26 protein-coding genes are annotated in these 25,959 nt (G+C 66.0%); 20 read left to right on the forward strand and 6 right to left on the reverse strand.

Annotated elements, in window-relative coordinates:
• Window positions 1-95 precede the first annotated feature (95 nt).
• The 13 genes from gspC (at window position 96) to ACFOSU_RS11710 (ending at window position 13,200) form a co-directional block, all read left to right on the forward strand.
• On the forward strand, window positions 96-950 hold the full coding sequence (gene gspC, locus ACFOSU_RS11650; protein WP_380689772.1) for a type II secretion system protein GspC: 855 nt from the start codon (window positions 96-98) through the stop codon (window positions 948-950).
• A complete protein-coding gene (gene gspD / locus ACFOSU_RS11655; protein ID WP_380689774.1) occupies window positions 950-3,028 on the forward strand; it encodes a type II secretion system secretin GspD in 2,079 nt (692 codons plus the stop codon). Before gspC ends, gspD begins: the two co-directional genes overlap by 1 nt.
• Window positions 3,029-3,261: 233 nt before the next feature.
• A complete protein-coding gene (gene gspE, locus ACFOSU_RS11660; protein WP_380689776.1) occupies window positions 3,262-4,812 on the forward strand; it encodes a type II secretion system ATPase GspE in 1,551 nt (516 codons plus the stop codon).
• 9 nt (window positions 4,813-4,821) lie between these two features.
• On the forward strand, window positions 4,822-6,036 hold the full coding sequence (gspF, locus tag ACFOSU_RS11665; protein WP_380689778.1) for a type II secretion system inner membrane protein GspF: 1,215 nt from the start codon (window positions 4,822-4,824) through the stop codon (window positions 6,034-6,036).
• Between the two features lie 56 nt (window positions 6,037-6,092).
• Complete coding sequence (gene gspG / locus ACFOSU_RS11670) at window positions 6,093-6,554, forward strand: type II secretion system major pseudopilin GspG (RefSeq protein WP_380689780.1); 462 nt, start codon at window positions 6,093-6,095, stop codon at window positions 6,552-6,554.
• Window positions 6,555-6,577: 23 nt separating this feature from the next.
• The gene (gspH, locus tag ACFOSU_RS11675; RefSeq protein WP_380689782.1) at window positions 6,578-7,120 is read left to right on the forward strand and encodes a type II secretion system minor pseudopilin GspH; all 543 of its coding nucleotides are present in this window, start codon (window positions 6,578-6,580) and stop codon (window positions 7,118-7,120) included.
• A complete protein-coding gene (gene gspI / locus ACFOSU_RS11680) occupies window positions 7,117-7,575 on the forward strand; it encodes a type II secretion system minor pseudopilin GspI (RefSeq protein ID WP_380689784.1) in 459 nt (152 codons plus the stop codon). Before gspH ends, gspI begins: the two co-directional genes overlap by 4 nt.
• Complete coding sequence (gspJ, locus tag ACFOSU_RS11685; RefSeq protein WP_380689786.1) at window positions 7,572-8,231, forward strand: type II secretion system minor pseudopilin GspJ; 660 nt, start codon at window positions 7,572-7,574, stop codon at window positions 8,229-8,231. Before gspI ends, gspJ begins: the two co-directional genes overlap by 4 nt.
• Window positions 8,228-9,232: a type II secretion system minor pseudopilin GspK gene (gene gspK / locus ACFOSU_RS11690; protein ID WP_380689788.1), complete on the forward strand. Its 1,005-nt coding sequence runs from the start codon at window positions 8,228-8,230 to the stop codon at window positions 9,230-9,232. The genes gspJ and gspK overlap by 4 nt, the downstream gene beginning before the upstream one ends.
• Window positions 9,233-9,300: 68 nt before the next feature.
• Entirely contained in the window at window positions 9,301-10,515 is a 1,215-nt protein-coding gene (gene gspL, locus ACFOSU_RS11695; protein WP_380689790.1) for a type II secretion system protein GspL, read from the forward strand.
• The gene (gene gspM, locus ACFOSU_RS11700; protein WP_380689792.1) at window positions 10,512-11,012 is read left to right on the forward strand and encodes a type II secretion system protein GspM; all 501 of its coding nucleotides are present in this window, start codon (window positions 10,512-10,514) and stop codon (window positions 11,010-11,012) included. The genes gspL and gspM overlap by 4 nt, the downstream gene beginning before the upstream one ends.
• Window positions 11,009-11,764: a type II secretion system protein N gene (locus tag ACFOSU_RS11705; protein ID WP_380689794.1), complete on the forward strand. Its 756-nt coding sequence runs from the start codon at window positions 11,009-11,011 to the stop codon at window positions 11,762-11,764. Before gspM ends, ACFOSU_RS11705 begins: the two co-directional genes overlap by 4 nt.
• Entirely contained in the window at window positions 11,761-13,200 is a 1,440-nt protein-coding gene (locus tag ACFOSU_RS11710) for a Na+/proline symporter (RefSeq protein ID WP_380689796.1), read from the forward strand. The genes ACFOSU_RS11705 and ACFOSU_RS11710 overlap by 4 nt, the downstream gene beginning before the upstream one ends.
• 9 nt (window positions 13,201-13,209) lie before the next feature.
• Here ACFOSU_RS11710 and ACFOSU_RS11715 read toward each other — a convergent pair whose 3' ends face one another.
• The gene (locus ACFOSU_RS11715; RefSeq protein WP_380689798.1) at window positions 13,210-14,439 is read right to left on the reverse strand and encodes a class I SAM-dependent methyltransferase; all 1,230 of its coding nucleotides are present in this window, start codon (window positions 14,437-14,439) and stop codon (window positions 13,210-13,212) included.
• 216 nt (window positions 14,440-14,655) lie between these two features.
• Window positions 14,656-15,624, reverse strand: a complete 969-nt coding sequence (locus ACFOSU_RS11720) for a CDP-alcohol phosphatidyltransferase family protein (RefSeq protein ID WP_380689800.1) — start codon at window positions 15,622-15,624, stop codon at window positions 14,656-14,658.
• On the opposite strand from ACFOSU_RS11720, the gene ACFOSU_RS11725 reads away from it, so the two are divergent.
• The 5 genes from ACFOSU_RS11725 to ACFOSU_RS11745 are packed head-to-tail and all read left to right on the forward strand — an operon-like array spanning window position 15,593 to window position 19,874.
• Window positions 15,593-16,546, forward strand: a complete 954-nt coding sequence (locus tag ACFOSU_RS11725) for a zinc-dependent alcohol dehydrogenase (RefSeq protein ID WP_380689802.1) — start codon at window positions 15,593-15,595, stop codon at window positions 16,544-16,546. The genes ACFOSU_RS11720 and ACFOSU_RS11725 overlap by 32 nt on opposite strands.
• A 49-nt stretch (window positions 16,547-16,595) precedes the next feature.
• Entirely contained in the window at window positions 16,596-16,994 is a 399-nt protein-coding gene (locus tag ACFOSU_RS11730; protein ID WP_380689804.1) for a 6-pyruvoyl trahydropterin synthase family protein, read from the forward strand.
• Window positions 16,991-18,070, forward strand: a complete 1,080-nt coding sequence (locus tag ACFOSU_RS11735) for a glycosyltransferase family 4 protein (protein ID WP_380689806.1) — start codon at window positions 16,991-16,993, stop codon at window positions 18,068-18,070. The genes ACFOSU_RS11730 and ACFOSU_RS11735 overlap by 4 nt, the downstream gene beginning before the upstream one ends.
• Window positions 18,067-18,942 (forward strand): class I SAM-dependent methyltransferase, encoded by an 876-nt coding sequence (locus tag ACFOSU_RS11740; protein ID WP_380689808.1) that lies wholly within the window; start codon window positions 18,067-18,069, stop codon window positions 18,940-18,942. The genes ACFOSU_RS11735 and ACFOSU_RS11740 overlap by 4 nt, the downstream gene beginning before the upstream one ends.
• The gene (locus ACFOSU_RS11745; protein ID WP_380689810.1) at window positions 18,939-19,874 is read left to right on the forward strand and encodes a lysylphosphatidylglycerol synthase transmembrane domain-containing protein; all 936 of its coding nucleotides are present in this window, start codon (window positions 18,939-18,941) and stop codon (window positions 19,872-19,874) included. Before ACFOSU_RS11740 ends, ACFOSU_RS11745 begins: the two co-directional genes overlap by 4 nt.
• Here ACFOSU_RS11745 and ACFOSU_RS11750 read toward each other — a convergent pair.
• Window positions 19,871-20,731 carry a RibD family protein gene (locus tag ACFOSU_RS11750; RefSeq protein ID WP_380689812.1) on the reverse strand — a complete coding sequence of 287 codons (861 nt, stop codon included), beginning with the start codon at window positions 20,729-20,731 and terminating at the stop codon, window positions 19,871-19,873. The genes ACFOSU_RS11745 and ACFOSU_RS11750 overlap by 4 nt on opposite strands.
• A gap of 196 nt (window positions 20,732-20,927) precedes the next feature.
• Here ACFOSU_RS11750 and ACFOSU_RS11755 point away from each other — a divergent pair, with 196 nt between their 5' ends.
• Window positions 20,928-22,061, forward strand: coding sequence for a GTP cyclohydrolase II (locus ACFOSU_RS11755; protein WP_380689814.1), 1,134 nt, complete (start codon window positions 20,928-20,930; stop codon window positions 22,059-22,061).
• A 3-nt stretch (window positions 22,062-22,064) separates the two neighbouring features.
• On the opposite strand, the gene ACFOSU_RS11760 is transcribed toward ACFOSU_RS11755, so the two are convergent.
• From ACFOSU_RS11760 to ACFOSU_RS11770, 3 genes are all read right to left on the reverse strand, one after another.
• A complete protein-coding gene (locus ACFOSU_RS11760) occupies window positions 22,065-22,862 on the reverse strand; it encodes a creatininase family protein (RefSeq protein ID WP_380689816.1) in 798 nt (265 codons plus the stop codon).
• Between the two features lie 8 nt (window positions 22,863-22,870).
• Window positions 22,871-23,461 (reverse strand): peroxidase-related enzyme, encoded by a 591-nt coding sequence (locus ACFOSU_RS11765; protein ID WP_380689818.1) that lies wholly within the window; start codon window positions 23,459-23,461, stop codon window positions 22,871-22,873.
• Between the two features lie 77 nt (window positions 23,462-23,538).
• The gene (locus ACFOSU_RS11770) at window positions 23,539-24,126 is read right to left on the reverse strand and encodes a DUF2946 family protein (RefSeq protein WP_380689820.1); all 588 of its coding nucleotides are present in this window, start codon (window positions 24,124-24,126) and stop codon (window positions 23,539-23,541) included.
• Between the two features lie 167 nt (window positions 24,127-24,293).
• On the opposite strand from ACFOSU_RS11770, the gene ACFOSU_RS11775 reads away from it, so the two are divergent.
• The gene (locus ACFOSU_RS11775; protein ID WP_380689822.1) at window positions 24,294-25,955 is read left to right on the forward strand and encodes a Na+/H+ antiporter; all 1,662 of its coding nucleotides are present in this window, start codon (window positions 24,294-24,296) and stop codon (window positions 25,953-25,955) included.
• The last annotated feature ends 4 nt before the right edge of the window (window positions 25,956-25,959 follow it).

A 25,959-nucleotide genomic window follows, 5' to 3' on the forward strand; every position in this document is an offset into this window, starting at 1 on the left:
AAGTCTAACTCGCACCCGGCATGCGGCAAACCACGCTGCCTTCGCGTCGCCAACCGTTGACCGCAAGCCGGCTTGTCTGGGGTAGACTCCGCCCCATGGCCGTTGAACTCTCACGCGATGCGCAGCGCTGGCTCGCCCGCCTGCCCGAAATCGCCAACCTCGTGTTGGTGGTTCTCATTGCGTTGTCCGCCGCCCGGCTTTTCTGGCTGGTCTGGCCGGTCAGCGATACCGAACTGGTACCCGCGACGACCGGCGCCAGCAGCGATACCGCCGATCAGAGCATCAATGTCGACACCATAGCCAGCGCGCATCTGTTCGGTGAACAGACGGTCACCGATGCGGACGCCCAGCAGCGCGAAATCATCAATGCCCCGGAAACACGGTTGAATCTGACCCTCACCGGCATCGTGTCGGAGTCCAACGGACGCCGCTCGCGAGCCTTGATAGAAACCGGCCGCAAGAAACAGGACAGTTTCTCCGTCGACGACGACGTCACCAATGGCGTGAAACTGCATGCCATCTACGCCAATCGGGTCATTCTCGACCGCAGCGGGCGTTTCGAGACGCTCACGCTCGAGAGCGTCAAACAGGCCAAGGCGCTGAGCGGCGTCAAGCGTACCCAGGCAGTATCGAGCGAGATCGCCGAGGATCTGGGCGATGTCCGCCAGAAGATTCTCGCCAATCCGGCCACCGCGTCCCGATATATCCGCTTGCAGCCCGAACGACAAAACGGCAACCTCGTGGGCTACCGGATCTATCCTGGGGCCGACCGGGGGCTTTTCGAGAAGGCCGGCCTCAAACCGGGTGAACTGGTGACGGCCGTCAACGGCCAGCCGCTGAACAATCCGGCCGCGTCGCTCAAGCTCCTGGGTAATCTGGCACAGGCCAGCAGCGCCTCGGTCACGCTCGAGCGCGACGGCCAACAACGTACCGTAACCGTGAACTTCTAATGACAGCTATCGCCCTGCGCCGGTTCTGCTGCCTTGTCTGGGCACTTGTGTTTGCTACCACTGCGATGGCCCAGGCGCCGACCAATGACGGCGACTCGTTCACGCTGAATCTCAAGGACGCCGACATCACCACCCTGATCGCCACGGTCAGCGAAGTCACCGGCCGAAATTTCGTGGTCGATCCGCGCGTCAAGGGCGACGTGACCGTGCTCTCCAACGAGCCGATGACGCCCAATCAGCTTTATGAAACCTTCCTCTCGGTACTCGAAGTGCACGGCTTTGCCGCGGTGCCGTCGGGCGAGGTCACCAAGATCATCCCGCAGATCAATGCCAAGCAGGACGGCGGCTTCGGGCGTCGTGGCGCGAGCACGCGCGAAGATATCGTCACCCGCGTGATCGCGGTCAATAATGTGCCGGCCGACCAGCTGGTGCCGATACTGCGGCCGCTGGTGCCTCAGTACGGCCACCTGGCTGCCTACTCGGCCTCGAATACGTTGATCGTCTCGGATCGTGAGGCCAACGCCCAGCGTCTGGCCGAGATCGTGGCCAAGATAGACCGCAACGGCGTGCAGAACGTGGAAAGTATCCGTCTGCAGTACGCCAACGCCCAGGAAGTGGCGCGGGTCGTCGATCAGCTCAAGGCAGGCGCCAGCGGTAATGCCGCGGCCGGCAATTTCACCGTCATTCCAGATGAGCGCACCAACAGCGTGATCATCAGCGGCGGCAAGCAGGAACGACTGCGCCTGCGCGCGATCATCGCCGATCTGGATACCGAAACCGAGCAGACCGGCGGCACCCAGGTGATTTATCTGGATTACGCCGACGCCGAATCGCTGGCACCCGTGCTGCAGAACTACGCCGACGGCCGGGGCGCGTCATCCAGCAGTTCCAGTACCGGCGGTTCAGGCGCGGCAGCAAGCGGCGGCACCGCGGCCGCGCGCGCCGGCGGCCGCAGCGACGGTGTGAGCGTGATCGCCGAGCCCGCGGCCAATGCGCTGGTGGTCACCGCGCCGGCCGACGTCATGCAGCAGATCCGCAAGGTCATCGATCAACTCGATATCCGGCGTGGTCAGGTACTGGTGGAAGCGATCATCGCCGAGATCAGCCTGACCCGTTCGCGCGCACTGGGCGTCAACGTCGCCGCCTTCGACGACAACGGCCCGGCGGCAGCGAGCATCCTCGATGACCAGACGCTCAACGCGATTCCCTCGCTCGCCCTGGACGGCACCCCGCTCAGCCTGATCCAGAACGGCCTGAACGTGGCGCTCGGCAAGATCAGCGACGGCGGCACCAGTTTCGCGATCCTGGTGAATGCGCTGTCGAGCAACACCAACACCAATGTGCTGTCCACGCCCTCGCTGATCACGCGCGACAACGAGGAAGCCGAGATCAAGGTCGGCCAGGAAGTCCCGTTCGTCACCGGCAGCTATACCAACAATAACTCCGGCGGCGGCGTGAACGGCGTGGTCAACCCGTTCAACACGGTCGAGCGCAAGGATGTCGGTCTGACCCTCGGCTTCACCCCGCAGATCAGCGCCGGCAACACGATTCAGCTGACCATCGACCAGGAAATATCCAGCATCGCCCAGAACTCGAGCACCAGCGGTGCGGTGGACCTGATCACCAACAACCGCACCCTGACCACATCGGTCGAGGTCGAGGACGGCCAGATTCTGGTGCTGGGCGGCCTCATCGATGACCAGGTCACCGAGAGCCAGAGCAAGGTGCCGCTGCTGGGCGATATACCGATCCTCGGCGCCCTGTTCACCAATCGTTCGGTGCAGAAGAACAAGCGCAACCTGTTGAACTTCATCCGACCGACGATTCTGCGCGGCGGCGGCGAAGCCGACTACTACACGCGCAAGAAATACAACTATATTCGGTCCCTGCAACAGCATCAGGCGGAGACCGGCATCCCGCTCATGGGCGAGGAACAGCGCCCGCAGCTGCCGCCGATCGAGCGCTACAAGGACAGCGATTCGTTTTCCAAGGATTCCAGTGTCGGCGGCAAGAGCCTGCCGAATAACGCCGACCAGCCGCAGGGCGATAGCGGCAAGCGGCGCGGGGATCAGTTCTAGCGTCCAGCGAGGACTCCGATGCGTCATGCCCACGCCATCGGGGTCGGCGAACATGCCGGAACAGGCCCTGCGCGCCCATTGAACAGCGCTTCGGGTTGCCGGACACTGAGCACGTCACGGACATGATTCCTCGGCAGCCCTGAATATCGGGCGGCTGCAGTCGATAGCCTTGTGTCGTGACCGTTTCTGCCGATCGGATCGCGGGCGGCGGCCCAAAGCCGCAGGAGAGCATGATGAGTGAAACCCTGGAAGAACTCAGCCTCGAACCGGTCGCGGACAGCCCGCCGCCGACGGTCAGCCCGCTCAACGCCAACGGCATCGAGCGCCTGCCTTTTGCCTTCGCCAAGCGCCACGGCATCATGCTCGTCGGCGAGCGTGACGGGGTGATCGAAGTCACCTGCCGTACACCGATCAGCCAGACCGCGTTGTCCGAAGTTCGACGCCACTGCAACCGGCCCCTGAGCGTCACGCGCGTCGAGGCAATCCAGTTCGATTCGTTGCTGCAGAACGACTACGAGGGCAAGGCCGCGGAATCCATGCAGATCGTCGAGGGCATGGACGACGACATGGACCTGTCCGATGCGGCCCGCGCCCTGTCCGAGCCGGCGGATCTGCTCGAGTCATCGGACGACGCCCCGATCATCCGGCTGATCAACGCCCTGCTGACCGAATCGATCAAGGAGAACGCCTCCGATATTCATATCGAGCCGTTCGAGTCGCGCCTCACGGTACGCTTTCGCGTCGACGGCGTGCTCCGGGAAGTGCTCAACCCGCCCCGTCAGCTGGCATCGCGCCTGATTTCGCGCGTGAAAGTCATGGCCAAGCTCGATATCGCCGAGAAGCGCATTCCACAGGATGGCCGTATCTCCGTGCGCGTGGCCGGGCGCCCGGTGGACGTGCGTGTCTCGACCATCCCCTCGGGTAACGGCGAGCGCGTGGTGCTGCGACTGCTCGACAAGCAGGCCGGCCGCCTGGATCTGCCGCAGCTGGGCATGCCCAAGGACACGCTGGTCGGCATCGACGAGATCATCCACAAGCCGCACGGTATTCTGCTGGTAACCGGCCCGACCGGCTCCGGCAAGACCACGACCCTGTATGCGGGCCTGACCCGGATCAACGACCGTACCCGTAATATCATGACCGTCGAGGATCCGATCGAGTACTACCTCGACGGCATCGGCCAGACCCAGGTCAACGCCAAGGTCGACATGACCTTCGCGCGCGGCCTGCGCGCCATTCTGCGCCAGGATCCCGATGTGGTCATGATCGGCGAGATTCGCGATCTCGAAACCGCCGAGATCGCGGTTCAGGCTTCGCTGACCGGCCATCTTGTGCTCTCGACCCTGCATACCAACACCGCGGTGGGCGCGATCGCGCGCCTGCGCGACATGGGCGTGGAGCCGTTCCTGCTTGCCTCGAGCCTCATCGGCATCATGGCCCAGCGGCTGGTGCGCACGTTGTGCAAGAGCTGTCGAACGCCCTATACGGCCGATCGGCGCGAATGCGAACTGCTGCAGATGGACCCGGCCGATCCACCCACTCTGCACAAGCCCGGCGGTTGCGAAGACTGCAACCAGTCCGGTTTTCGTGGCCGTACCGGCATCTACGAACTGGTCGTCGTCGACGACGAGATGCGCAATCTCATCCACGAGCAGGTCTCGGAACAGGCACTGGAGAAACATGCGCGCAAGACCACGCCCAGCATCCGCGCCGATGGCCGCGAAAACGTGCTGGCCGGCAACACCACCCTCGAAGAAGTGCTTCGCGTAACCCGAGAGGGCTAGACCGACTCCATGGCTGCATTCGAATACACCGCGCTCGACGCACGCGGCCGGGAAAAGAAAGGCGTGCTCGAGGGCGACGCGCCGCGCGCGATACGCGCCCAGCTGCGCGATCGCGGCCTCACCCCGATCGAGGTCAGCGAAGTTGCCGACCGCCGCAACGGCCAGAAACGCGGCTTCAGCTTCGGACGCGGCATCAGCGTCACCGAGCTCGCCCTGTTCACCCGACAGCTGGCCACGCTCTGTCACGCCGGCCTGCCAATGGAGGAAGCCCTCAAGGCCGTCGCCGAACAGACCGACTCCGACCGGGTACAGAAGATCATCGTCGGCGTGCGTTCACAGGTGGTCGAAGGCCATACCCTGGCCGACGCGCTGGGCACCTTCCCCAACAGCTTCGACGAGCTCTACCGTGCAACCACCGCCGCGGGCGAACAGTCCGGGCGTATCGACGAGGTCCTCAACGGCCTGGCCGATTACGTCGAGGACCAGCAGTCGATGCGCCAGAAGGTGCTTGCGGCCATGATCTATCCGGCGTTTCTGTCGGTGGTGGCGATCGGTATCGTCATCGCCCTGCTGGCGACCGTCGTGCCCAACCTGGTTCAGGTGTTCAACAGCGTGGACGCCGATCTGCCGGCGCTGACCACCGGGCTGATCGCGGTGAGCGACTTCCTGATCGCCTGGGGCTGGCTGCTGGCCATCGTCCTCGTCGCCGGCATCACCGCCTTCATCTACGGCATGCGCCGCCCCGGGTTCAAGCGCGCGGTACAGGGGCGCATACTCGCGATGCCGGTGATCGGACGCTTCGTGCGCGGCGTCAATACGGCCCGCTTCACGCGGACCCTGTCGATTCTCACACGCAGCGGCGTACCCGCGCTCGATGCCATGACCATCGGCGCCCAGGTGGTGTCCAATCTGCCGATGCGCGATGCCATCAAACGCGCTGCAACGAGAGTGCGCGAAGGCGACGCGATTCATCGGGCGCTGGGGCGTGAGCGGCTGTTCCCCCCCATCACCCTGCACATGATCGCCAACGGCGAGATTTCGGGCGAACTGGACATGATGCTGGGCCGCGCCGCCGAACATCAGGAGCGCGAGGTCGAGACCCTGCGTCAGGGCGTGATGGGCATTCTCGGCCCGATGGTGATCCTGATCATGGGCGGGCTCGTACTCGTCATCGTGCTGGCGATCCTGCTGCCGGTATTCAATCTCAATCAGCTTGTAAAATGATGCGCCGGGATATCATCCGGATGGCGCCACTACTTTCAGACCAGGAGATACAACCAATGCCATTACAGCGACTTTCGCTCCCGCGCCGCGCCGGGCAGCGGGGCTTCACCCTGATTGAGATCATGGTCGTCGTGGTCATCCTGGGCATCCTTGCGGCCATCGTCGTACCCAATATCATCGATCGACCGGATGCCGCCCGCGTGGCCAAGGCACGCCAGGATATCCGTGCCGTCGAAAGCGCCCTCAAGCTCTATCGCCTGGACAACTTCCGTTATCCGACCACCGAACAGGGCCTGGCCGCGCTCGTGAACAAACCCACGACTCAGCCGGAACCACGCAACTGGAAATCCGGCGGTTATCTCGATCGCATCCCCAAGGATCCCTGGGGCGATGTCTATCATTACCGCAGCCCCGGCGAACACGGCGAGATCGACGTGTATACGCTGGGCCGCGACGGCCGCCCGGGCGGTGAAGATACCGATGCCGATATCGGCAACTGGACGCTCGACCAGAATTGATCTGGGCGCTCGCCGGTCATGGAATGAGCATTCGCCATCCGCGCCGGTATCGCGATGCGGGGTTCACCCTCATCGAGATGCTGGTGGTGGTGCTCATCATCGGCGTGGTGATGTCGTTCGTGTCGCTGTCGCTCAACCCGACCGGCCCGGCGGATCAACTGGACACGGAAGCCAAACGACTTGATGCATTGACCTGTGCCGCCGCCGACGACGCCATCCTCTACGGACGCGAGATCGGGCTCGATATCACCCGCGACGGCTATCGTTTCCTGCGCCTGGGCGATGACGGCTGGAAGCCGATCAACGTGCCGGACTCGCCGCTGCGTGCGCGCAAGCTGAGCGAAGGGGTGGTGATCGCGCTGATCGAGCAGGACGACGACACCCCGCGCCTGGCCAGCGGTGGCGACGACGAGGATGCGATCCGGCCCGAGGCGCTGTTCCTCTCCAGCGGCGAGACAGTGCCGTTCGTGCTTGAACTGTCGGCGAATGGCGTCGATCATCTCTATCATCTGTCCGGTGAAGCCGGCGGCACGCTGACCCTCGACCGGCTCGAGGTCGACCGGTGAGCCGGCAGCGCGGTTTCACCCTCATCGAGGTCCTGATCGCCACCGCGATTCTTGCCCTCGCGCTCGGCGCCTTCATCACCAGCAGCGCGCACTACGCCGACTACGCGCGTTATATCCACGATCGCAATATCGCCCAATGGGTGGCGCGCAACCAGCTGGTCGAGTTCCAGATCGCCGAACAATGGCCCGACACCGGCACCCAGGACGGCGACGTCGACATGGCCGATATCGGCTGGCACTGGGTCGCCGATGTCCAGGAATCGCCGGACCCGGACGTGCGTCGTATCGACATGCGCGTATTCCGTATCGACGAGGACACCGGCAAACCGCAGGACGAGTCGGTCACCCTGGTCAGCGGCTTCGTGACCCAGCACGTGGATGCGGTCAACAACCCGGCCACCGGCAACAATGCCGATCCGGACGCCGATCCGCGCTCCGCAGGCGACCGCTCGTGAACCCACGCAACCGGCAACAGGGGTTCACGCTGGTGGAGCTACTGATCGCGATCGCCATCTTCGTGGTGATGGCGGCGATGGCCTATGGCGGCCTGTCGGCGGTGATCAGCAGCCGGGAAACGGTGACCGCCGCGCTCGATCGCAGCAAGACCATGCAAATGGCGGTCTGGCGCATCGGCAACGATCTCGAACAGATCGTCAACCGGCCGATTCGCGACAGCTTCGGCGACAGCCAGCCGGCCCTCGCCGGCAGCCCCGATGTCGGCATTCAATTCACCCGCAACGGCTGGCGCAATCCGCTCGGCGAGATCCGCAGCAGCCTGCAGCGGGTCGCCTACCGGGTCGACGAAGACGACAATCTGGTGCGCGACTACTGGCGCGTGCTCGATCAGGCCCAGGACAGCGTACCGGTGGAATCGACGCTGGTCGAAGAAGTCTCCAACGTCGAATGGCGGTTCCTGGACAGTGACCGGCAGTGGCAGGATCGCTGGCCGCCCAACGGTGGGCTCGGCGCCGCCGGCGCGGCCACAAGCGGCCTGCCCAGTGACGTCGCCAGCGCACAGTACGACCCGCCGCTGGCGATCGAACTGCGCTTCACCGCGCCGGCCTGGGGCGATGTCCGTCTGCTCTACATGGTCCCGGGAGCCGACAAGTGAGAGCGCGCGCGCAACGCGGCGTCGCCCTGCTCACCGCCATGCTGATCGTGGCGCTGGTGGCGATCATCGGCTCCGGCATGCTCTCGCAGATGAATCTTGCCCTGCACCGCAGCGGCAATATCTGGCAGTCGGAACAGGCCTGGTGGTATGCCGTGGGCATCGAGAACTGGCTCGGCAAGCTGCTGCGCCAGGATGCCCAGTTGACCGATATCGACAGCCTCGAGGAGCCGTGGGCCGAACCGGTGGATTACCTGCCGCTCGACGGCGGCGCGCTCAAGGGCCGCCTGATCGATCTGCAGGGCCGTTTCAACCTCAACAATCTGGCGTCGAGCGGAACCGGGGCCACGGGCGATGGCGACACGAATACGTCGATTGCCCCGATCACGAGCACCGGCGCCACCGAAAACGACCCGGTGCTGGCACAGTTCCAGCGCCTGATCGAGCTTGCCGCGGACACCGACCCGGTCACCGCGAGCACGATCGCCGCCTCGACGCGCGACTGGATCGACTCGGATGTCAATCCGACCCTGCCGGACGGGGCCGAAGACGATTACTACCTCGGCCTGACCCCGCCCTATCGAGCCGGCAATGCGCTGATGGTCAGTCCCAGCGAGCTGCGTCTGGTCAAGGGCGTCACCCCCGAAATCTATGCCGCGCTCGAGCCGTATATCTGTACCCTGCCGCAGAACACGACGATCAACGTCAATACCGCACCGGCCGCCGTTCTGGCCACGATCGCGCCGGATCTGCCGCCCACCACCGGCGAATCGCTGGTGAAGTCGCGCGAGGATGAGCCGTGGCAGTCCGTCGAGGCGTTTCTGCAGGATCCGGCCCTGGCCGGTCGCCAGATCAATTCCACGGGCCTGTCCGTGGTCACCAGCTATTTTCTCGCCAGCGGCCAGATCACGGTCGACAAGGCGCAGATCCAGTTTTTCAGCGTGCTCGAGCGCGCCGACAACGGCGCGGTTCATGTCATCGAACACAGCACCAATGTCTACTGACGTTCGGGTAGACTGGGGTGTTTGGGGCAGGCGCCGCAGATAATGCCAAGATTCCAGGGGTTTCCCGAGTGGCCGAGCGTTTTTTAATTCATCTGGACGGCGAGCAGGCCGCCTGGCTCGACGACGGCGGCGCGCTGGTGCGTGCGCCACTGGCCGAGGCGGCGGATGCCGCCGGCGAACGCGAAAGCGTCGTGCTCATACCCACGGAGCACGTGTTGCTCACCCGTGTTCATCTACCGCCGATTCGCCAGGCCCGGCGCCGTCTGCAGGCCGCCAGCTTCGCTCTCGAGGACCAGCTGGCCGCGCGCGTGGACACGCTGCATTTCGCCCTGGCGGCGCGCCCGGAAACCAGCGGTGACACCGCGGCACTGGTCATCGACCAGACCCGGATGCAGGACATCATCGACCTCTGCCGCGACGCCAGGCTGGACGTGGTCCAGATCGTGCCCGACGCCCTCGCCCTGCCCATGCCGGCGACCGACGAATGGCAGATCGCGGTGATCGACGACCGCGTCATCACGCGTACCGGCGCACACCGCGGCTTCGCCGCCGAACGGGGCCTGTGGCCGGCGCTGGCCGACGGCGACAGCGCGCCGGCCCGCATCGTGGCCTACGGCGCCCGCGCCGCCAACGACACGGTCAAGGCGATGCTGGCCGAGCCGGCATTCGAGCCCGAACCCGAACTCGACGTCATCACCCTCGAGAACGACGACACCGTGCTCGCGCGCCTGCTCGCGCAGGCCGACCTCTCCGCCGCGATCAACATGCGTCAGGGTCTGTTCGCGCGCGCCTCGGCGATGCAGACCTGGTGGCAGCCGTTCAAGATCACCGCGGGGCTGGCCGCCGCATGGCTGGTGCTCGCCATCGGCGCCCGCGGCATCGAGAGCTGGCAGCTCAACCAGCGCATCGACGCGCTGCATGCCGAAAGCGTGGCCGCCTTTCGCGACGCATTTCCCAACGTGCAGACGATCAACGATCTGCGGGTCCAGGCCGAACAGAACATACGCACCCTGCGCGGGGCGGGCGGCAGCGGCGGCATGTTTCCGCTGTTGCAGGCGACCGCCGAGGTCACCGGCCAGGCCGGCGATGTGACGGTCCAGTCCATGCAGTACCGCGAAGGCGCGCTCTACCTGAGCATGCGCGGTGACAATGTGCAATCACTCGAGGCCCTGCGCGCAGGCTTTGCACGCCAGCCGGGCGCCAGCCTGGATGTACAAAGCGCGGACGCCGCCGCCGACGGCGTGCAGATCCGTGCCAGCGTGAGCAGCGGAGCCGGCGCATGAATGCCCTGCGCCAATGGTACGAAGGCCTCGCCCCGCGCGAGCGGGTGGCGGTGATCGCCGGCACCGTCGCGGTGGTCCTGGCCCTGTTCTATTACGCCCTGTGGCAGCCGCTGAACACCAGTGTCGCCGACGCGCGGGTGCGCGTGAATGCCGAAGCCGAGCAGGCGCGCTGGATGCTGGGCGTGCGTGACGAGGCGCGTCTGCTGCAGTCCAGCGGCAAGAACAATTCGGTGAAGGGTCGCAACGAGTCGTTGTTGTCGATCGTCGATGCCAGCAGCCGCGAGAACGGCCTCGGCCAGGCGGTGCGTCGAATCCAGCCGGACAACAACGATCAGGCCACGGTCACGCTGGAGAAAGCCAATTTCAATCAGATGCTGTTCTGGCTGCGCAGCCTGCAACGCGACTACGGCATCGCCGCCAGCCAGATGACCGTGACCCGGGACGAAGAGAACGGCACCGTCCAGGCGCGACTGACACTCACCCGAGGTGGCGCATGAAAGCCCGGATCATCCGCTACGCGCTGGTCGGCACGGTCGCATTCGTGATCGGCCTGATCGCTTTTCTGCCCGCGCGCGTGGTCGCCGGCTGGGCCGAGCAGATGGCGCCGATCTCGCTGGGCGGCGTCACCGGCACGATCTTCAACGGCCATGCCGCCTACGCCTCCGGCCCCGGGGGCGCGGTAGAAGATCTCAACTGGACCCTGCATCCCAGCGCCCTGCTGTTCGCCCGCGTGAGCGCGGATATCGATATCGCCTCGGATCTCGACGGCTTCTCGGCCACCGCGTCGCGCTCGCTGTTCGGCACCACGCGGCTGGAAAACGTGACCGGCAGTGCCTCCGCGGGCTGGCTGGCCAAGCTAGGTGGCTATACCTTTCTGCCGGTCGCCGGCGATATTGGCCTGGATATCCGCGAAGCGGCCTTCGACGACGCGCTGACATTCAGCGCCCTCGACGGCCAGATCCGTGTCAACAACACGCGCTGGCAACTGTTCAACCCGCCGGTCGCGCTCGGCCAGTTCACCACCGCGCTGGGCCGCAGCGATCAGGGCGTGCAGTTGAAGATGGTGGACAGCAACGGCCCGCTCGCCATCGACGGCCAGATCGCCATCGATCCGCAGCGACGTTATCAGCTTGACGTGCGCATGCGTCCGCGCGCCGGCGCCGACGAGCGGCTCGGTCAGATGCTGGATCAGCTCGGTCGCGCCGACGCCCAGGGCTGGCACCGGGTAAAAGAGAACGGCCAGCTTTGAGTCTTTCGATCGTGATGCTCGCGGCCCTGCCGTGGGCCGTGTTCTTCGTCTATGCGCTGCTGGTACTGAAGGTCACGCCGGGACGCTCGGGTCCGACGGCGTTTTTCGGCGGCAGTTCGGGCCACGGCCGCATGCCGGGCGTGTGGCTGCTGGGGGCCTCGGCGGCGATCTCCTGGGTCATGGCCAAGAGCATCGACAACGCCATGAACCTCACGGTCGCCTTCGGCTGGCTGGGCGGGATCGGCTATGCCGCCTACTGGCTCGCCTTCGTCGTGGTCGCCGTCGTCGTCTATTTCATGCGTACCCGCGGCGGCCACACCTCGCTGGCCGCGTTCCTCACCAGCAAATACGGCGTGCGCGCCGCGCGCCTGTTTCTGATCGTGATCGGGATCCGGCTGTTCAACGAAGTCTGGTCCAACACCAAGGTCGCCTCGCTGTATTTCGGCAGTGAAGGCAGCGCCGGCTACTGGACGGCCGCGCTCGGCTTCACCGCGCTCACGCTGTACTACAGTCTGCGCGGCGGGCTGCGATCCTCGATCGTCACCGATGCCGTGCAGATGGTGGTGGTGGCGTTTCTGCTGATCGTCACTCTGGGCGTGCTGGCACCGGACGTGATTCGCGCCGGCGTGCCGACGGTCGCCAATCACGGCATCACCCCGGATATGGCGGCCGGCGGCTTCACCTTCTTGCTGCTCGCGCTGGTACAGACCCTGTCCTACGGCTTCCACGATCCGGTGATGACCGATCGCGCGTTCGTCAATGCGCCGGGCAAGATGGTGGCGAGCTTCATTCTCGCCGCGCTGCTGGGCGGCGGGCTGATCGCGGGCTTCAGCGTCGCGGGGTTGTACGCGCTGGTCAACGATATCGCGGCTACGCCGTCGGTGGCGGTCGCCGTGCCCGTGGCCATCGGTCTGGGCATGCTACTGCTGTTCAACGCGGTGATGCTCGCCAGCGCCGGTTCGACACTGGACTCGACCTTCGCCTCATCCGCCAAGTTCGCGGCCCGCGACTGGGGCGTGGAGCGCGAGCCCCCCACCCTCGATCAGCAGGCCAGCGGCCGCCGCGCGATGTGGATCATCGCGATTCTGGGCAACCTGCCGCTGCTGTCGCTGTATATCGACGGCGTCGGCCCCGCCGTGATCGCCGCGACCACGATCAGCGGCACCGCGATCATGGGGCTGGCGCCCATTTTCCTGCTCGGCTGGGTCAAACCCGCCCGGGCGCTGTCGTTTCATCTCGCGCTGTGGCCCGGTATCGGCATCGGCCTGTTGCTGGCGCTGCAGAAGCTGGCCGATCTGCCCACGATTCCCGAGTCGGTCGCGCTCGGCCACGGCAGCTACGCCCAGACGCTGGGCATCAACGTCTGGGGCGTGATCATGTGCACCGCGCTGTTTCTGCTCGGCGCCTGCGTGGACGCCCTGCGACAGCGACGCTGACGAGAGACGTTAACCGGTCTGTCCAAGCTCCCGGTCCTCGAAACGACGCACCGCGTCGGGCGTATCCCGGTATAGATAATCGCGCGTGATCGGTACCACGTCGTTTCGCTGCGCCAGTTGCAGATGGAATACCACGAGCTCGCCCCAGCGGAATATCGCCTGGCAGCCGAGCAGATAGAACTCCCACATGCGGCAGAAACGCTCGCCCAGACGCGCCTCGAAGGTGTCCCGATGGGCCTGGAAACGCTCGTTCCAGCACCCCAGGGTGCGCGCATAATGCAGCCGCCACACCTCGAGGTCGGACAGGCTCATGCCGGTGTCCTCGACGCAGGGCGCGACTTCCGAGAGTGACGGCACATAGCCGCCCGGGAAGATATATTTCTCGATCCAGCCGTGGGTATCCTCGATCGGCGGTCCGTTGCGACCGATCGTATGGATCAGACTACGCCCTTCGGGCTTGAGCAGGCGCGCCACCTGATCGAAAAAGGTCTGGAACTGCGGCCGCCCCACGTGCTCGAACATGCCCACGCTTACGATCGCGTCGTACTCGCCATCGTGTTCACGGTAATCCTGCTGCAGAAACCGCACGCGATCAGTAACGCCTTCGCGCTCGGCGCGTTCGCAGGCGTAATCATACTGATCGTCGGACAAAGTCAGCCCGGTGACATCGACATCGTGATGCCGTGCCAGATACAGTGCGAGCCCGCCCCAGCCACAGCCGATATCGAGTACGCGGTCGCCCGGCTGCAGGCACAGCTTGGCCGCGATATGCCGGCACTTGGCCTGCTGTGCCTGATCGAGGGTCATGTCCGGATCTTCGAAATAGGCGCAGGAATACTGCATGTCGCTATCGAGGAAACGCTGGAACAGTTCGCGGTCGATATCGTAGTGGTGTTTGACGTTACGGCGCGAACGCAGCCGGGAATTGGCCTCGCGCAGACCGCGCAGGGCATGCCGTGCAATATCGAGAATCCGACTCGATCCGAAATTGTCGACGTTGGCGAAGTACAGTTCGAACAGTGCGCTCAGGCCGCCTTCGCCGGGCCACCAGTCGCCGTCCATATACGCTTCGCCGAACGCCATTTCCGGATCCGAGAACAGACGGGTAAGTACCTTGCGTTCGCGCAGGTGGATATGTGCCTTGGGCGAGCCGTTGCCGATCAACTGCGTATTGCGATCCGGATAATGGATGGCCAGCGTGCCCTGGCTGATCAGACGGTCGAAATAGCGGATTTTCATGTCGTCTCCATCGGATGACGACACTGGTCACGCGCCGCCACCTTCACGTAATGCCTGTTGTCAACCATAAACCAACTATATGTAGCTGTACAGTGCAGACACTTATTTGAACGAGGGAATGTCCTAGGATCTGCAAGCGCCTGCCAGCGAAAGAATCCAGGGCGCTTCAAGCCGGTTTCAGGCGTACCGCGGGATTTTGCCTAGGGATGGATGCGTTCAGGCATGTTGATCGGCGGCATGGCTGCCGCGCCGTCTATATAGCCACGCCACGTCGATGCCGAACGACAGCGCGAGCAACACCAGCGCGCATGCCGAGGCAAGCGCCGCGACAGGCGGCGACACCGCCGGCAGCAGACAGATCACCAGCGTGACCACCTGCCACACGCAGACCGCCTTGCGCCGCAAGCTGGCAAAGAGTTCCGCCCGCAGCCAGGGGGCAACGCGCTGTGCGAGCACGAACAGATAGCGCGCCAGGCCGATCCACAGCACGAACAGCCCCACCTTGCCGACCGCGGCGAGTGCTGCGCACAGCACCAGAATGAAGAATGCGTCAAGTTCCATATCGAACCGTGCTCCGAACGCCGACACCGAGGCGGTGCGGCGCGCGATCCAGCCATCGACGCCGTCCAGCGCCAGCGCCGCCACGGCCAGACCGATGAAGGCATAGAGATGCGCGCCGAGGAAGGCAGGGAAAGCCACCATGCCCGCGATCGTGATCACCAGGGCCGCGCGGGTCAGGGTGACGCGATTACCCCAGCCGAGGCTGCGCGGCAGCGTCTCACCCACGCCGCACAACAGCAGCGCCAGCGCGATATACAAACCGCCGGCCGACAACCGCAGCGCTGCGGGCGCGGCGATGGTCGCCAGCAGTATCTCCACCAGCAACAGCGTCAACCCGAAGCCGGCGAGGATATCCACCCCGCTGCCCCGCGCGACCCGAGGCGCGGTCGCCGCGCCCGGACACGAACGCCCGTCCTTGCGCGGCGCGGTCATGACATCGTGCCTTCGACCGCGCGCGTACGCGCCGACGCCGATATCGCCGGAATCGTTAAACTGGTCGACCCGGCGATGCGGGGACGTGAAAAAAAAATGCGTCAAAACGGTTTCAACTTCTGATACAGGTCGGTCCATGACAACGTCCGTGGCGCATGCTTTGTGGCTTCGCCCGCCCAACGACAGTGCCATTATCGAGCAGGCACTGCCGTCTTTGCAGGAAGGCGAACTCGAGGTGCGCACCTGCTTCAGCGCGGTCAGCCGGGGCACCGAGACACTCGTCTACACCGGCGCCGTGCCCGCGAGCGAGTATGCACGCATGCGTGCGCCGTTCCAGGAAGGCGAACTTCCCGGTCCGGTCAAGCACGGTTACGCGAATGTGGGCGTCGTGGAGGCCGGGCCGGGCGAATGGCTGGGGCGTGCCGTGTTCTGTCTCTACCCGCACCAGACACGCTATCGGGTTGCGGCCGATGCGGTTATCGCCCTGCCCGACGACGTGCCGCCCGAGCGCGCCATTCTCGCCGCCAATATGGAAACCGCGGTCAACGCACTGTGGGACGCCGCCCCCGGCGTGGGCGACCGCATCACCGTGATCGGCGCCGGCGTTGTCGGCGGCCTGGTCGCCAGCCTGTGCGCGCGCCTGCCCGGCGCGGATATCGAGCTCGTGGATATCGATCCACGCAAGGCAGGTCTCGGCGATGCCCTGGGCGTGCGTTTCGTGACCCCGGCCCAGGCGAGCGGCGCCCGCGACCTGGTCATCCACGCCAGCGCCAGCGAGGCCGGCCTGGCCCAGGCCCTGGCACTGGCCGGTTTCGAAGCCACGGTTCTGGAAATGAGCTGGCACGGCAGCCGCGAGGTGCGCGTGCCGCTGGGTCAGGCCTTTCACTCGCAGCGGCTGATGTTGCGTTCCAGTCAGGTCGGTGCTGTCTCGCCGACGCACCGTGCGCGCTGGGATCACCGGCGACGGCTCATACTGGCCCTGTCGCTGCTCGCCGACGCGCGTTTCGATGCGCTCATCGACGCCGAGGCGCCGTTCGAGTCGCTACCCGAGGTCATGGCGCGCCTGGCCCGGCCCGACGACGCCACGCTCTGCCAGCGCATCCGATACCGCTGACACCACGTTTCATATACGCAGATCTCGCAGCCCCACAGTCAGGAGAGCCATGTTCAGTCTTACCGTCCGCGATCATTTCATGATCGCCCACAGTTTCAACGGCGACATCTTCGGCCCCGCGCAGAAGACGCACGGCGCGACCTATGTGGTCGACGTGACCTTCATGCGGGCCGAACTCGATGCCGATGATCTGGTGATCGACATCGGCCTGGCCAGCACCGTCGTCAAGGACAAGCTGGCCGAACTCAACATGCGCAACCTCGACGACGAACCCGCCTTCAGCGGGCGCAACACCACCACCGAATATCTCGCCAGGGTGATATTCGATCGCCTGCGCGCGGCGATCAAGGCCGGCGAACTGGGCACCACCGCCACCGGCTTGTCGGCGCTGCGGGTGACCCTGTCCGAGTCGCATATCGCCTGGGCCAGCTACGAGGCCGAGGTGTGAGCCCAGCGTGCGCAGAGGCGGTGCTGATCGTCGCCGGCGACCCGCACCAGCTCACCGGCGGCTATCTCTACGACGCGCATATCGTGGACGGGCTGCGCGAACGTGGGCACTCGATTCGCGTGGTCGGGCTCGACGGTACGTTTCCGGAGCCCGACGCCACCGCGCGCCAGGCGCTGGACGACACCCTGGCCGCGATTGTGGATCACGCCATCGTGGTGATTGACGGTCTGGCGATGGGCGCCCTGCCCGAGGTGATCGAACGCCACGCCGACCGTCTTTGCGTGATCGCCCTCGTGCATCATCCACTGGCCGACGAAACCGGGCTCGATGCCAATACGCGTGATCGCCTCTTGTCCGCCGAACAGCGCGCCCTGGCGGCGGTGACCGCAGTCGTCGTGACTAGCGTCTTCACCGCCCGTCGTCTCGAAGAGCTGGATATACGCGCGCCCTCGCTCACCGTGGTCGAGCCTGGCGTTGCCCCCGCCGCTGCCGCGCCGGATCGGCAGGAAGGGCCGTGTCGGCTGCTGTGTGTCGCCACGCTCATTCCGCGCAAGGGCCACGATGTGCTCGTCGCCGCGCTGTCAGGGTTGAGCGATCTGGATTGGCAATGTGAATGCGTCGGCGCCCTCGACCGCGACCCGGCATACGCCGATGCCGTTGCTGCCCAGATCGAGGACGCCCACTTGAGTGAGCGGCTACGCCTGCGGGGCCCGCTCGAAGCCACCGAGCTGAATGATGCCTACGCCCGCAGCGACCTGTTCGTGCTGCCCTCCCACTACGAAGGCTATGGCATGGTCATTCTCGAAGCCTTGGCCCATGGCCTGCCGATCGTCACCACCACCGGCGGCGCGCTCGCCGACACCCTGCCCGCAGACTGTGGCTTGGCGGTACCGCCGGGCGACACGGCAGCCCTGCATGATGCGCTGAGAACCCTGATCGTCGACCGCGACGCTCGGCATCGAGCACAGGCGACCGCACGCGCGGCCCGTGATCACCTGCGCCGCTGGCCGCAGGCAGCCAACGAATTCGGGCAGCTACTGGATACGCTCGATCGGCGCGGCGGGTCCTGCGCATGAGCCGCCCGACCACACATGCCCGCTTCGAGGCGGACTGGCTGACCCTGCGCGAATCCGTCGATCATGCCAGCCGTGCATCGAAGCTAACAGAGGCCGCCTCGCGATGGCTGACCGATGGCGATGCCGCAATGGGCCACGTCGTCGATCTCGGCAGCGGCCGCGGGTCGAATCTGCGTTATCTCGCTCCGCGCCTGCCCGGCTCCCAGTCCTGGCGCCTGGTCGACCACGACGCCGAACTGCTCGACGATGCACAGCGCTCGGCACGACAGCTCGCTGAAGGTTCGGGTCGCATTGGCGCGATCGAATGCGTGGTGGCCGATCTGGCCACGGACCTGGACGCCCTGCTCGACGGCGCGAGCCTGGTGACCGCGGCGGCACTTTTCGATCTCGCCAGCCAGGCATGGATGGAGCGGCTGGCGGCGGCTTGTGCGGCCCAACGCGCCGCCGTGCTGTTCGTGCTCAGCGTCGACGGCGAGATCGTGTTTCGTTGCAGTCAGGACGACCAGCGAGTGACGGACGCCGACGATCTTTTCGTGCTCGAGCTGCTCGACGCCCACCAGCAGCGGGACAAGGGCCTGGGAGTGGCGGTGGGCACACGCGCACCCGAAATACTGGAAGAAGCACTCGTACGTCACGGTTACCGGGTGCGGATCGAAGCCAGCCCCTGGCATCTCGGCTCGGACTCGAACGCCCTCGCCGGCGCGCTGATCGAAGGCTGGCGCGACGCCGCCACCGAACAGGCCCCGGCCGAGCACGAGCGGATTCACGCCTGGGCGCGACAGCGTATCGCCGCCGTAGCCCGCGGTGATCTCAACATCGTCGTTGGCCATCGCGATATCTTCGCCGTGCCCGCGCCGGGTACCGGCCGATGACGAAAGGCGTGCGGTGGGTACTGCGGTCGGGCATCACGCTGGCGCTGTTTGCGCTGCTCTACTGGCGCCTCGATCTCGAGCAATTGACCCAGGCATTCGATACGGTGCGGCCCGGCTGGCTGGTCGCCGCGCTCGCCCTCACTCTGCCGCAGGTCGTGATCTCCGCCTGGCGCTGGCAACTCACCGCGCGCCAGATCGGATTGGCGCTGCCGCTGTCCACGGCGGTCCGCGAATACTACCTGGCGACGTTTCTCAATCAGGTCCTGCCCGGCGGCGTGATCGGCGACGCCAGCCGCGCCTGGCGCCACGGCGGCAGCCGAGCGAACGCCTGGCACGCCGTAGTCATCGAACGCGTATCGGGCCAGCTCTCGCTCGGTCTGGTTGCCCTCATCGCGCTGGGCTGTGCACCTGCGTTGCGCGACGGCGTGGTCGCCAGGCTCGCAGTACCGCATGGCACTGCGCTGGGTCTGATCTGTATGGCGGCTCTGGCTGTGCTCGTCACCCTGCTCGTGGCCGTCCGACACCATGCCGGCGTCGCGGCGGCCGTTGTGCCCTTCCTGCGCAATATCGGCATCACCCTGCTCGGCTCGCGGACCTGGCCGGCGCAGCTGATCAGTTCGCTGCTGGTGGTCGCGAGCTATATCGGCGTATTCCTGCTTGCCGCGCTCGCCATCGATCTGGACACACCGATCAGCCAGCTCTGGGTGCTGATACCGCCCGTGCTCATGGCCATGGCGATTCCGCTGTCGATCGCCGGCTGGGGAATACGTGAGGGCGCGGCCGCGCTGATCTGGATGCTGGCGGGATTACCGGCACATGAAGGCGTCGCGCTGTCGCTGGCCTATGGCCTGATCGTGCTCGCTTCCAGCCTGCCCGGGGCGCTCATGCTGTGGCCGCGGCGAGTGAACCTGCGCGCCGCCGGCACGGCCTAGGCAGAGGCGTGCCCCATGTCCGCCACACGCAGATCCAGATCGAACAGCATGTCTGCGCCCATGGCGGTCGTCCGGCACGGCGGCCGCAAAGCGTCGTCGAGCACGTCGATGGTCGGCAGGGTCACGGCCGGGCGTCCGGAGCCAATCAGCATCGGGGCCACGACCACGTGCAGCCGGTCGAGCACGCCCGCCTGCAGAAAACGCGATACCGTCTGGCCACCGCCTTCGACGAGCACCCGTCGCAGACCGCGCTCGGCCAGCCGCGCCAGGATGATCTCGGGTGCGAGGCCCTGCGCATCACAGGCCATTGTCAGCGTCTCCACGTGCCCGCCCGCCGCCGGCTGCAGCGCGCGGCCGGCGATATGCAGCGTGGGCGCGGCGGGATCGGTGAACACGGCACGTTCGCGCGGCACCCGTCCATTCGGGTCGAGCACTACGCGCACGGGGTTGCTGCCTTGCACGTGACGAACCGTCAACTGGGGGTCATCCGCGTCGGCCGTGCCCGCGCCCACGAGGACCGCGTCGACCAACGCGCGCAGACGGTGCAGATGCACGCGGCTGGCCTCGCCGGTGACGTAATGCGAATGGCCGCTTTCGGTGGCGATCCGTCCGTCGAGGCTCTGCCCGAGCTGGGCGATCACGAAGCGGTCACCACCCAGCGCCACCGGCAGCAACGTATCGAGCAGATCGCGCGCTGCGGCGTCGACCGGGCTGTCGCTGTGCCAGCGCCCTCCGGCATCAACCGTCAACTCCGGCCCATTGCCCACCGCCCAGGACGAGACCGCATGCACGGTGGCGCGCGCCGCGTTCGCATCCCGGATGCACTGCCACGCGTAGTTCTCGTCGATAATGCTCATGTGGATCTGTCCTTCGTGGTGCGTACCACTCGCCCGGATGCGGATTTGCCTGCGCCGGTGTCCGCGGTCTCGGGAAAACCCCATTGCCGCGGCACCTGGTTACTGACGGCGACACGTATCGTCCCGGAACAAACGAATTTCGCAGTGTGCCGGATGCCGAAGCATCGGTGTCGCGGCCACATGGAAGAGAGGTTTCATGCGACAGGTTGAACGTTCGATTTTCGATTTGCGGCGCGGCTTGCCGGTGCTCGTACGCGGCGACGCCGGCGATACCCTGGTCGCGCCGGTGGAAGGGCTCGATGACGCCGCGCTGGCCCGTCTGAGCACGGCTGGCGGTAACGCCTGCCGGCTGGTACTCACCCGCCACCGCCTCGAGCGTCTGGGGCTGGCTATCAGCGCGTGCGCGGCGTCACTACCGATCGCCGCGGGTGATCGCGCGGCTACGATCGTCGACTGGGCCTGTGCACGCACGCCGCAGACCCGACCCGAGCACGCGACGCAGGCGATGGCCGCCAATGACGAAGCCGCCCTGACGCTGATGCGGCGCGGCCTGCTGATTCCGGCCGCGGTGGTGGCGAACGTCGCAGCGGAACAGGCCGCGCCCCTGCGGGCGCGCGTCGACGCCGGCGATCTGCTTGCCGTGAAAACCGATGCGATCAGCGCGTATGAACAGACCGCGCCGCGTTTTCTCAAGCGTATCAGCGCCGCCGACGTGCCGCTGACGGAATCCGAACAGACCCGCTTCGTACTCTTTCGTGAAGCCGATGGCCTGCGCGAGCATGTGGCGCTGGTGATCGGCGAGCCGCAGCACTGGTCCGATGCGGTGCCCATCCGCATGCATTCGGCCTGTCTCACCGGCGATCTGTTCGGCAGCCTGCGCTGCGACTGCGGTGAACAGCTGCGCAGCAGCGTCGCCACTATCGCCCAGCGCGGCGGCGGCGTGCTGCTCTATCTGGCCCAGGAAGGCCGGGGCATCGGTCTGGCCAACAAGCTTCGGGCCTACAGCCTGCAGGACGGCGGCCTGGATACCATGGACGCCGATCATGTGCTGGGCTTTGGCGACGACGAACGCGACTACAACGTGGCCCTGGAGATGCTTGCCCAGCTCGAGATCCGCCGGGTGGAACTGCTTACCAACAACCCCGCCAAGATCCGCGCCCTGAGCCAGGGCGGCATCACCGTGGTGCAGCGCAGTGGCATCTACGGACGGCTGACGACCCAGAACCGGCGCTACCTCACCGCCAAGGCAACACGCGCCGGCCACTGGCTGGATAACGTCCTCGGCACCGCGCCCGACGACGATCTGATCAACGACGGCGAGCCCGGCTAGCCGTCAATCGTTCAGCGCGTCCAGCTCGAAGGTACTGGCCTCATCGATGAGCGTGGCCAGACGCGCGGCAAAATGGGCACTCAGGCGTGCGCCCTGTTCCGCGCTGGCCAGGCGGGCGTTGCCGGTAACACCGCTGGCGTGCAGGTCCTGCGCCATCCAGGCGAAACCCGCGTCGCCCTCCGGGCCCAGCGTCGCCCCGACATCCGCGCGCGTCGCGCCCAGCGACTGGGCATCCTCGAGTCGATCGACCCGGACCTGGTCCGGCGCGAAATGCAGCATCAACGATGTCTCCAGCGCACCGCCGTGCAGACCGTGGGCCAGTTCCCGCGCCGGCAGTGCATCGGCCGGTGGCGCGAACCGGAAATAGTTGGCCTTGACCACCAGCATGCGCTGAGCCGCCCGGAGCTTGAGCGCGGCAATATCGATCACCGCCTTGTTGCCGCCGTGGCTGTTGAAGATCAGCAGCCGCCGGATGCCGGCGCGTGCCACCGACGTGCCGATCGACTCGATCACGGCAATCGCGGTTTCCGGGGCGAGGCTCAGCGTGCCGCTGAACGCCGTATGTTCGAGACTGGAGCCGATGGCCAGCGTCGGCAGGATCAGGACCGTACCGGCCCGGCCGACGGACCGCGCCAGTGCCGCCGCCAGCAATCCCTCGCCAATGATCACGTCGGTGGCCAGCGGCAGGTGGCCGCCGTGTTGTTCCACCGCCGCCACCGGCAGGACCGCGACCGTACGGTCGTCGACCAGCGCGTCGAGTTCGGGCGCGCTGAGCGCGTCCCAGCGATGATGCCCGGCCACGCGCGGACTCAGGCCCGCGGCTCGGGCGGCAGCCGCCCCATCAGATAAAATTCGTCGTTCGGCCGCATGGCGGTGAGATTGGCCATGCGGTTGGACAACGCGAAGAAGGCCGCGATGGCGCCGATATCCCAGACATCGTCGCGCGAGAACCCGTAACCTTCTAGCACCGCGTGATCGTCCGGTCCGACGGTATGGGCCGAGACGGAGACCTTGACCGCGAAATCCAGCATCGCTTTCTGGCGCGGCGTGATGTCGGCCTTGCGATAGTTGGTGGCGATCTGGTCGGCGATCAGCGGATTGGCCTCGCGGATACGCAGGATCGCGCCGTGCGCCACCACGCAGTACTGACACTGGTTGATGCCCGAGGTGGCCACCACGATCATCTCGCGCTCGCCCTTGGTCAGCCCGCTGTCCTTGTCCATGAGCGCGTCGTGGTAGGCGAAGAACGCCCGAAACTCCTCCGGGCGCTGGGCGAGCACCCAGAACACGTTGGGCACGAAACCGGCTTTGTCCTGCACGGCGAGGATGCGCGCGCGGATATCCTCGGGCAGGTCCGCTTCGGCGGGAACAGGAAACTGGCTGATGGCATGATCGGACACGGCAGTACTCGCGATGGGCTGTGGGGCGGCGGCGGTGAACGCGCGACCGGGATTTACGATATCAGGCCGGTGATGGCTTATGACTCGGCTTCGTCGTCGCGTGGCTCCGGGTCGCGCACGAAACCCAGGCGAGCCGGCAAGGCGTCGGCATCACAGCGATGAACGGGCAGACGGGTATCGAAGGCCATGAGCGTGAGTTCGGTGGTGTCGCCGCTGGGCGTGGCCAGGGCCGCGGCGAGCGCCTCGTCGTCTATTTCACTGTCGCCGTCGCGCAGATGCTCGAGCACCCAGGCGAGATCGGCGCCCTCGATCAGCGCCGCGCCGTCGGGCGTATCCAGGATCGCGGCGCTGTTTTCGTCCAGATACAGCGCGCGGGCAGACTCGATCACCTGCCCGGTATGGGTGAGCAGACGATCATCGGCCTGCACGCGCGCGATCAACGGCGTGTATTCCAGCGCGATATAGCCACGCTGCGGGCCGTTCTGGAAAAACCAGCGACCGTGCGTGTCGCAGGCATAGTTGTTGGCAATCGCGTCGACAATACGCGGGTGGGTGATGCGCTCGCCCTGGATGAGCCAGTGTCCGCGCCGCGTGAGGCCGAGCCAGCCGAACAGCGCCGGCACGTTCGGCCACTTGGCGATGGCCCGTTCTACCCATTCCTGCATGAACTATTTCCGTCGATTGCGAGTCCTTGTACCGATGATAGCCGCCACGGCGGCTGTCAGTCGCCATCGTCCCGGATTCCAGCGACTGTTGCACAATACACGCCAGCGCCTGGTTCAGGCCCTGGCCCTCGATCCGTCCTGTCATTCTTCGCCTGCGATTGCCGCCCATGGATATCGTCTTCACGAGCCTGATACTGCTTCTCGCGGTCGCGCTGTCCGGCGTGCTCATGGGCCTGCTGCCGGTCGCGCTGCCCAAGCCGCTGGTCCAGATCGCGATCGGCGCGGCCCTCGCCCTGCCCGGTTTCGGCCTGCACATCACGCTCGAGCCGGAATTGTTCTTTCTGTTGTTCATCCCGCCGCTGCTGTTTGCCGACGGCTGGCGCATGCCGCGCCGCGAGTTCCGCAAGCTTGGGGTTCCGATTGCCGCCCTCGCTCTGGGTCTGGTGATGGTCACGGTGGTGCTGGTCGGCTATTTCGTACACTGGATGATTCCGGCCATTCCACTGTCCGCGGGCTTCGCGCTGGGCGCCGTCCTCTCGCCGACCGACGCGGTGGCGGTATCGGCGATTTCCGGCAGCACGCCGATTCCCGGGCGTCTGCTGCATATCCTGCAGGGCGAAGCGCTGATGAACGATGCCTCGGGACTGGTGGCCCTGCGCTTCGCGATCGCCGCGGCGCTGACCGGCAGCTTCTCGCTGCCGCAGGCCGCATTGAGCTTCTGTCTGATCGCCGCCGGCGGGCTCGCGGTAGGCGTGGCGCTGGCCTGGGTGTTCAGCTGGATTCGCGGCTATCTGACCCGCTGGCGCGGCGACGACCCGACCAGTCATGTCGCCCTGCTCATGTTGATTCCGTTCGCGGCCTACCTGCTCGGCGAGCAACTGGGCGTATCCGGCATCCTGTCGGCGGTGGCGGCCGGCATGACGCTCAACAGCGTCAATACCCTCAAGGGCGAACTCGCCACCCGCATGCAGACCAACAGCATGTGGTCGATGCTCGAATTCGTGTTCAACGGCATCGTGTTTTTGCTGCTCGGGCTACAGATGCCCAAGATCCTCGGTCATGCGCAGCAGAGCATGAACGAGATCGGCGGCGGCGGTTTCTGGCATCTGGGCCTGTTCATCGCCGCGATCATGGGGGTACTGCTGGTCACGCGCTACCTGTGGATCTGGGTACTGCTGCGTCTGATGGTGCTGCGCGCCCGCTACAAGGGCGAGATCGTCCCGCGGCTGAGTACGCGGGTGATCACGATCACCACGCTGGCCGGCGTGCGCGGTGCCATTACCCTGGCAGCGGTGCTGTCGCTGCCGCTGGCGGTCGAGGACGGATCCACCTTTCCCGCACGCGGCGTGCTCGTGTTCATCGCCGCGGGCGTGATTCTGCTGTCGCTGACCATCGGCAGCGTCGGCCTGCCGCCGCTGCTGCGTTCGGTAAAGATGCCCGACGGCGATCCACGCGCCCGCGAGGAGCGCGACGCACGCGTACTCGCCGCACGCGCGGCGCTCAAGGCACTGGAGGCCGAACAGAAGCAGCAGACGAAGGATTCGGACGACCCAGAAAGCAGCCTCTACGCCGAAGTCGGCGCGCGCGTGATCGCCGGCTACAAGCCGCGTCTGGACCCGGACAACGACGGCGAGGAAAGCCAGCGCATGCGCCGCGGCTTCGATATCGAGAAGCAGCTGCGCCTGACCGCCCTGCGCGCCGAGCGCGACGAACTCTACCGGTTGCGCCACAGCTTTCGTATCAACGACGAAACCCTGCGCCGGATAGTCGCCGATATCGATCTCACCGAAGCGTCCCTGCTGGGTTCGTCAGCGCGGCGGCGTCACTGAGTAC

Origin of the sequence: Salinisphaera aquimarina (genome assembly GCF_042643355.1) — a bacterium.
In the GTDB taxonomy this organism is placed as follows: domain Bacteria; phylum Pseudomonadota; class Gammaproteobacteria; order Nevskiales; family Salinisphaeraceae; genus Salinisphaera; species Salinisphaera aquimarina.

Excerpts from the sequence above, each read along its gene's own strand:
- gspC (WP_380689772.1), top strand. The coding sequence starts at position 96 with ATGGCCGTTGAACTCTCACGCGATGCGCAGCGCTGGCTCGCCCGCCTG.
- gspD (WP_380689774.1), top strand. The coding sequence starts at position 950 with ATGACAGCTATCGCCCTGCGCCGGTTCTGCTGCCTTGTCTGGGCACTT.
- gspE (WP_380689776.1), top strand. The coding sequence starts at position 3,262 with ATGAGTGAAACCCTGGAAGAACTCAGCCTCGAACCGGTCGCGGACAGC.
- gspF (WP_380689778.1), top strand. The coding sequence starts at position 4,822 with ATGGCTGCATTCGAATACACCGCGCTCGACGCACGCGGCCGGGAAAAG.
- gspG (WP_380689780.1), top strand. The coding sequence starts at position 6,093 with ATGCCATTACAGCGACTTTCGCTCCCGCGCCGCGCCGGGCAGCGGGGC.
- gspH (WP_380689782.1), top strand. The coding sequence starts at position 6,578 with ATGAGCATTCGCCATCCGCGCCGGTATCGCGATGCGGGGTTCACCCTC.
- gspM (WP_380689792.1), top strand. The coding sequence starts at position 10,512 with ATGAATGCCCTGCGCCAATGGTACGAAGGCCTCGCCCCGCGCGAGCGG.
- ACFOSU_RS11705 (WP_380689794.1), top strand. The coding sequence starts at position 11,009 with ATGAAAGCCCGGATCATCCGCTACGCGCTGGTCGGCACGGTCGCATTC.
- ACFOSU_RS11715 (WP_380689798.1), bottom strand. The coding sequence starts at position 14,439 with ATGAAAATCCGCTATTTCGACCGTCTGATCAGCCAGGGCACGCTGGCC.
- ACFOSU_RS11720 (WP_380689800.1), bottom strand. The coding sequence starts at position 15,624 with ATGGCACTGTCGTTGGGCGGGCGAAGCCACAAAGCATGCGCCACGGAC.
- ACFOSU_RS11730 (WP_380689804.1), top strand. The coding sequence starts at position 16,596 with ATGTTCAGTCTTACCGTCCGCGATCATTTCATGATCGCCCACAGTTTC.
- ACFOSU_RS11740 (WP_380689808.1), top strand. The coding sequence starts at position 18,067 with ATGAGCCGCCCGACCACACATGCCCGCTTCGAGGCGGACTGGCTGACC.
- ACFOSU_RS11745 (WP_380689810.1), top strand. The coding sequence starts at position 18,939 with ATGACGAAAGGCGTGCGGTGGGTACTGCGGTCGGGCATCACGCTGGCG.
- ACFOSU_RS11750 (WP_380689812.1), bottom strand. The coding sequence starts at position 20,731 with ATGAGCATTATCGACGAGAACTACGCGTGGCAGTGCATCCGGGATGCG.
- ACFOSU_RS11755 (WP_380689814.1), top strand. The coding sequence starts at position 20,928 with ATGCGACAGGTTGAACGTTCGATTTTCGATTTGCGGCGCGGCTTGCCG.
- ACFOSU_RS11770 (WP_380689820.1), bottom strand. The coding sequence starts at position 24,126 with ATGCAGGAATGGGTAGAACGGGCCATCGCCAAGTGGCCGAACGTGCCG.
- ACFOSU_RS11775 (WP_380689822.1), top strand. The coding sequence starts at position 24,294 with ATGGATATCGTCTTCACGAGCCTGATACTGCTTCTCGCGGTCGCGCTG.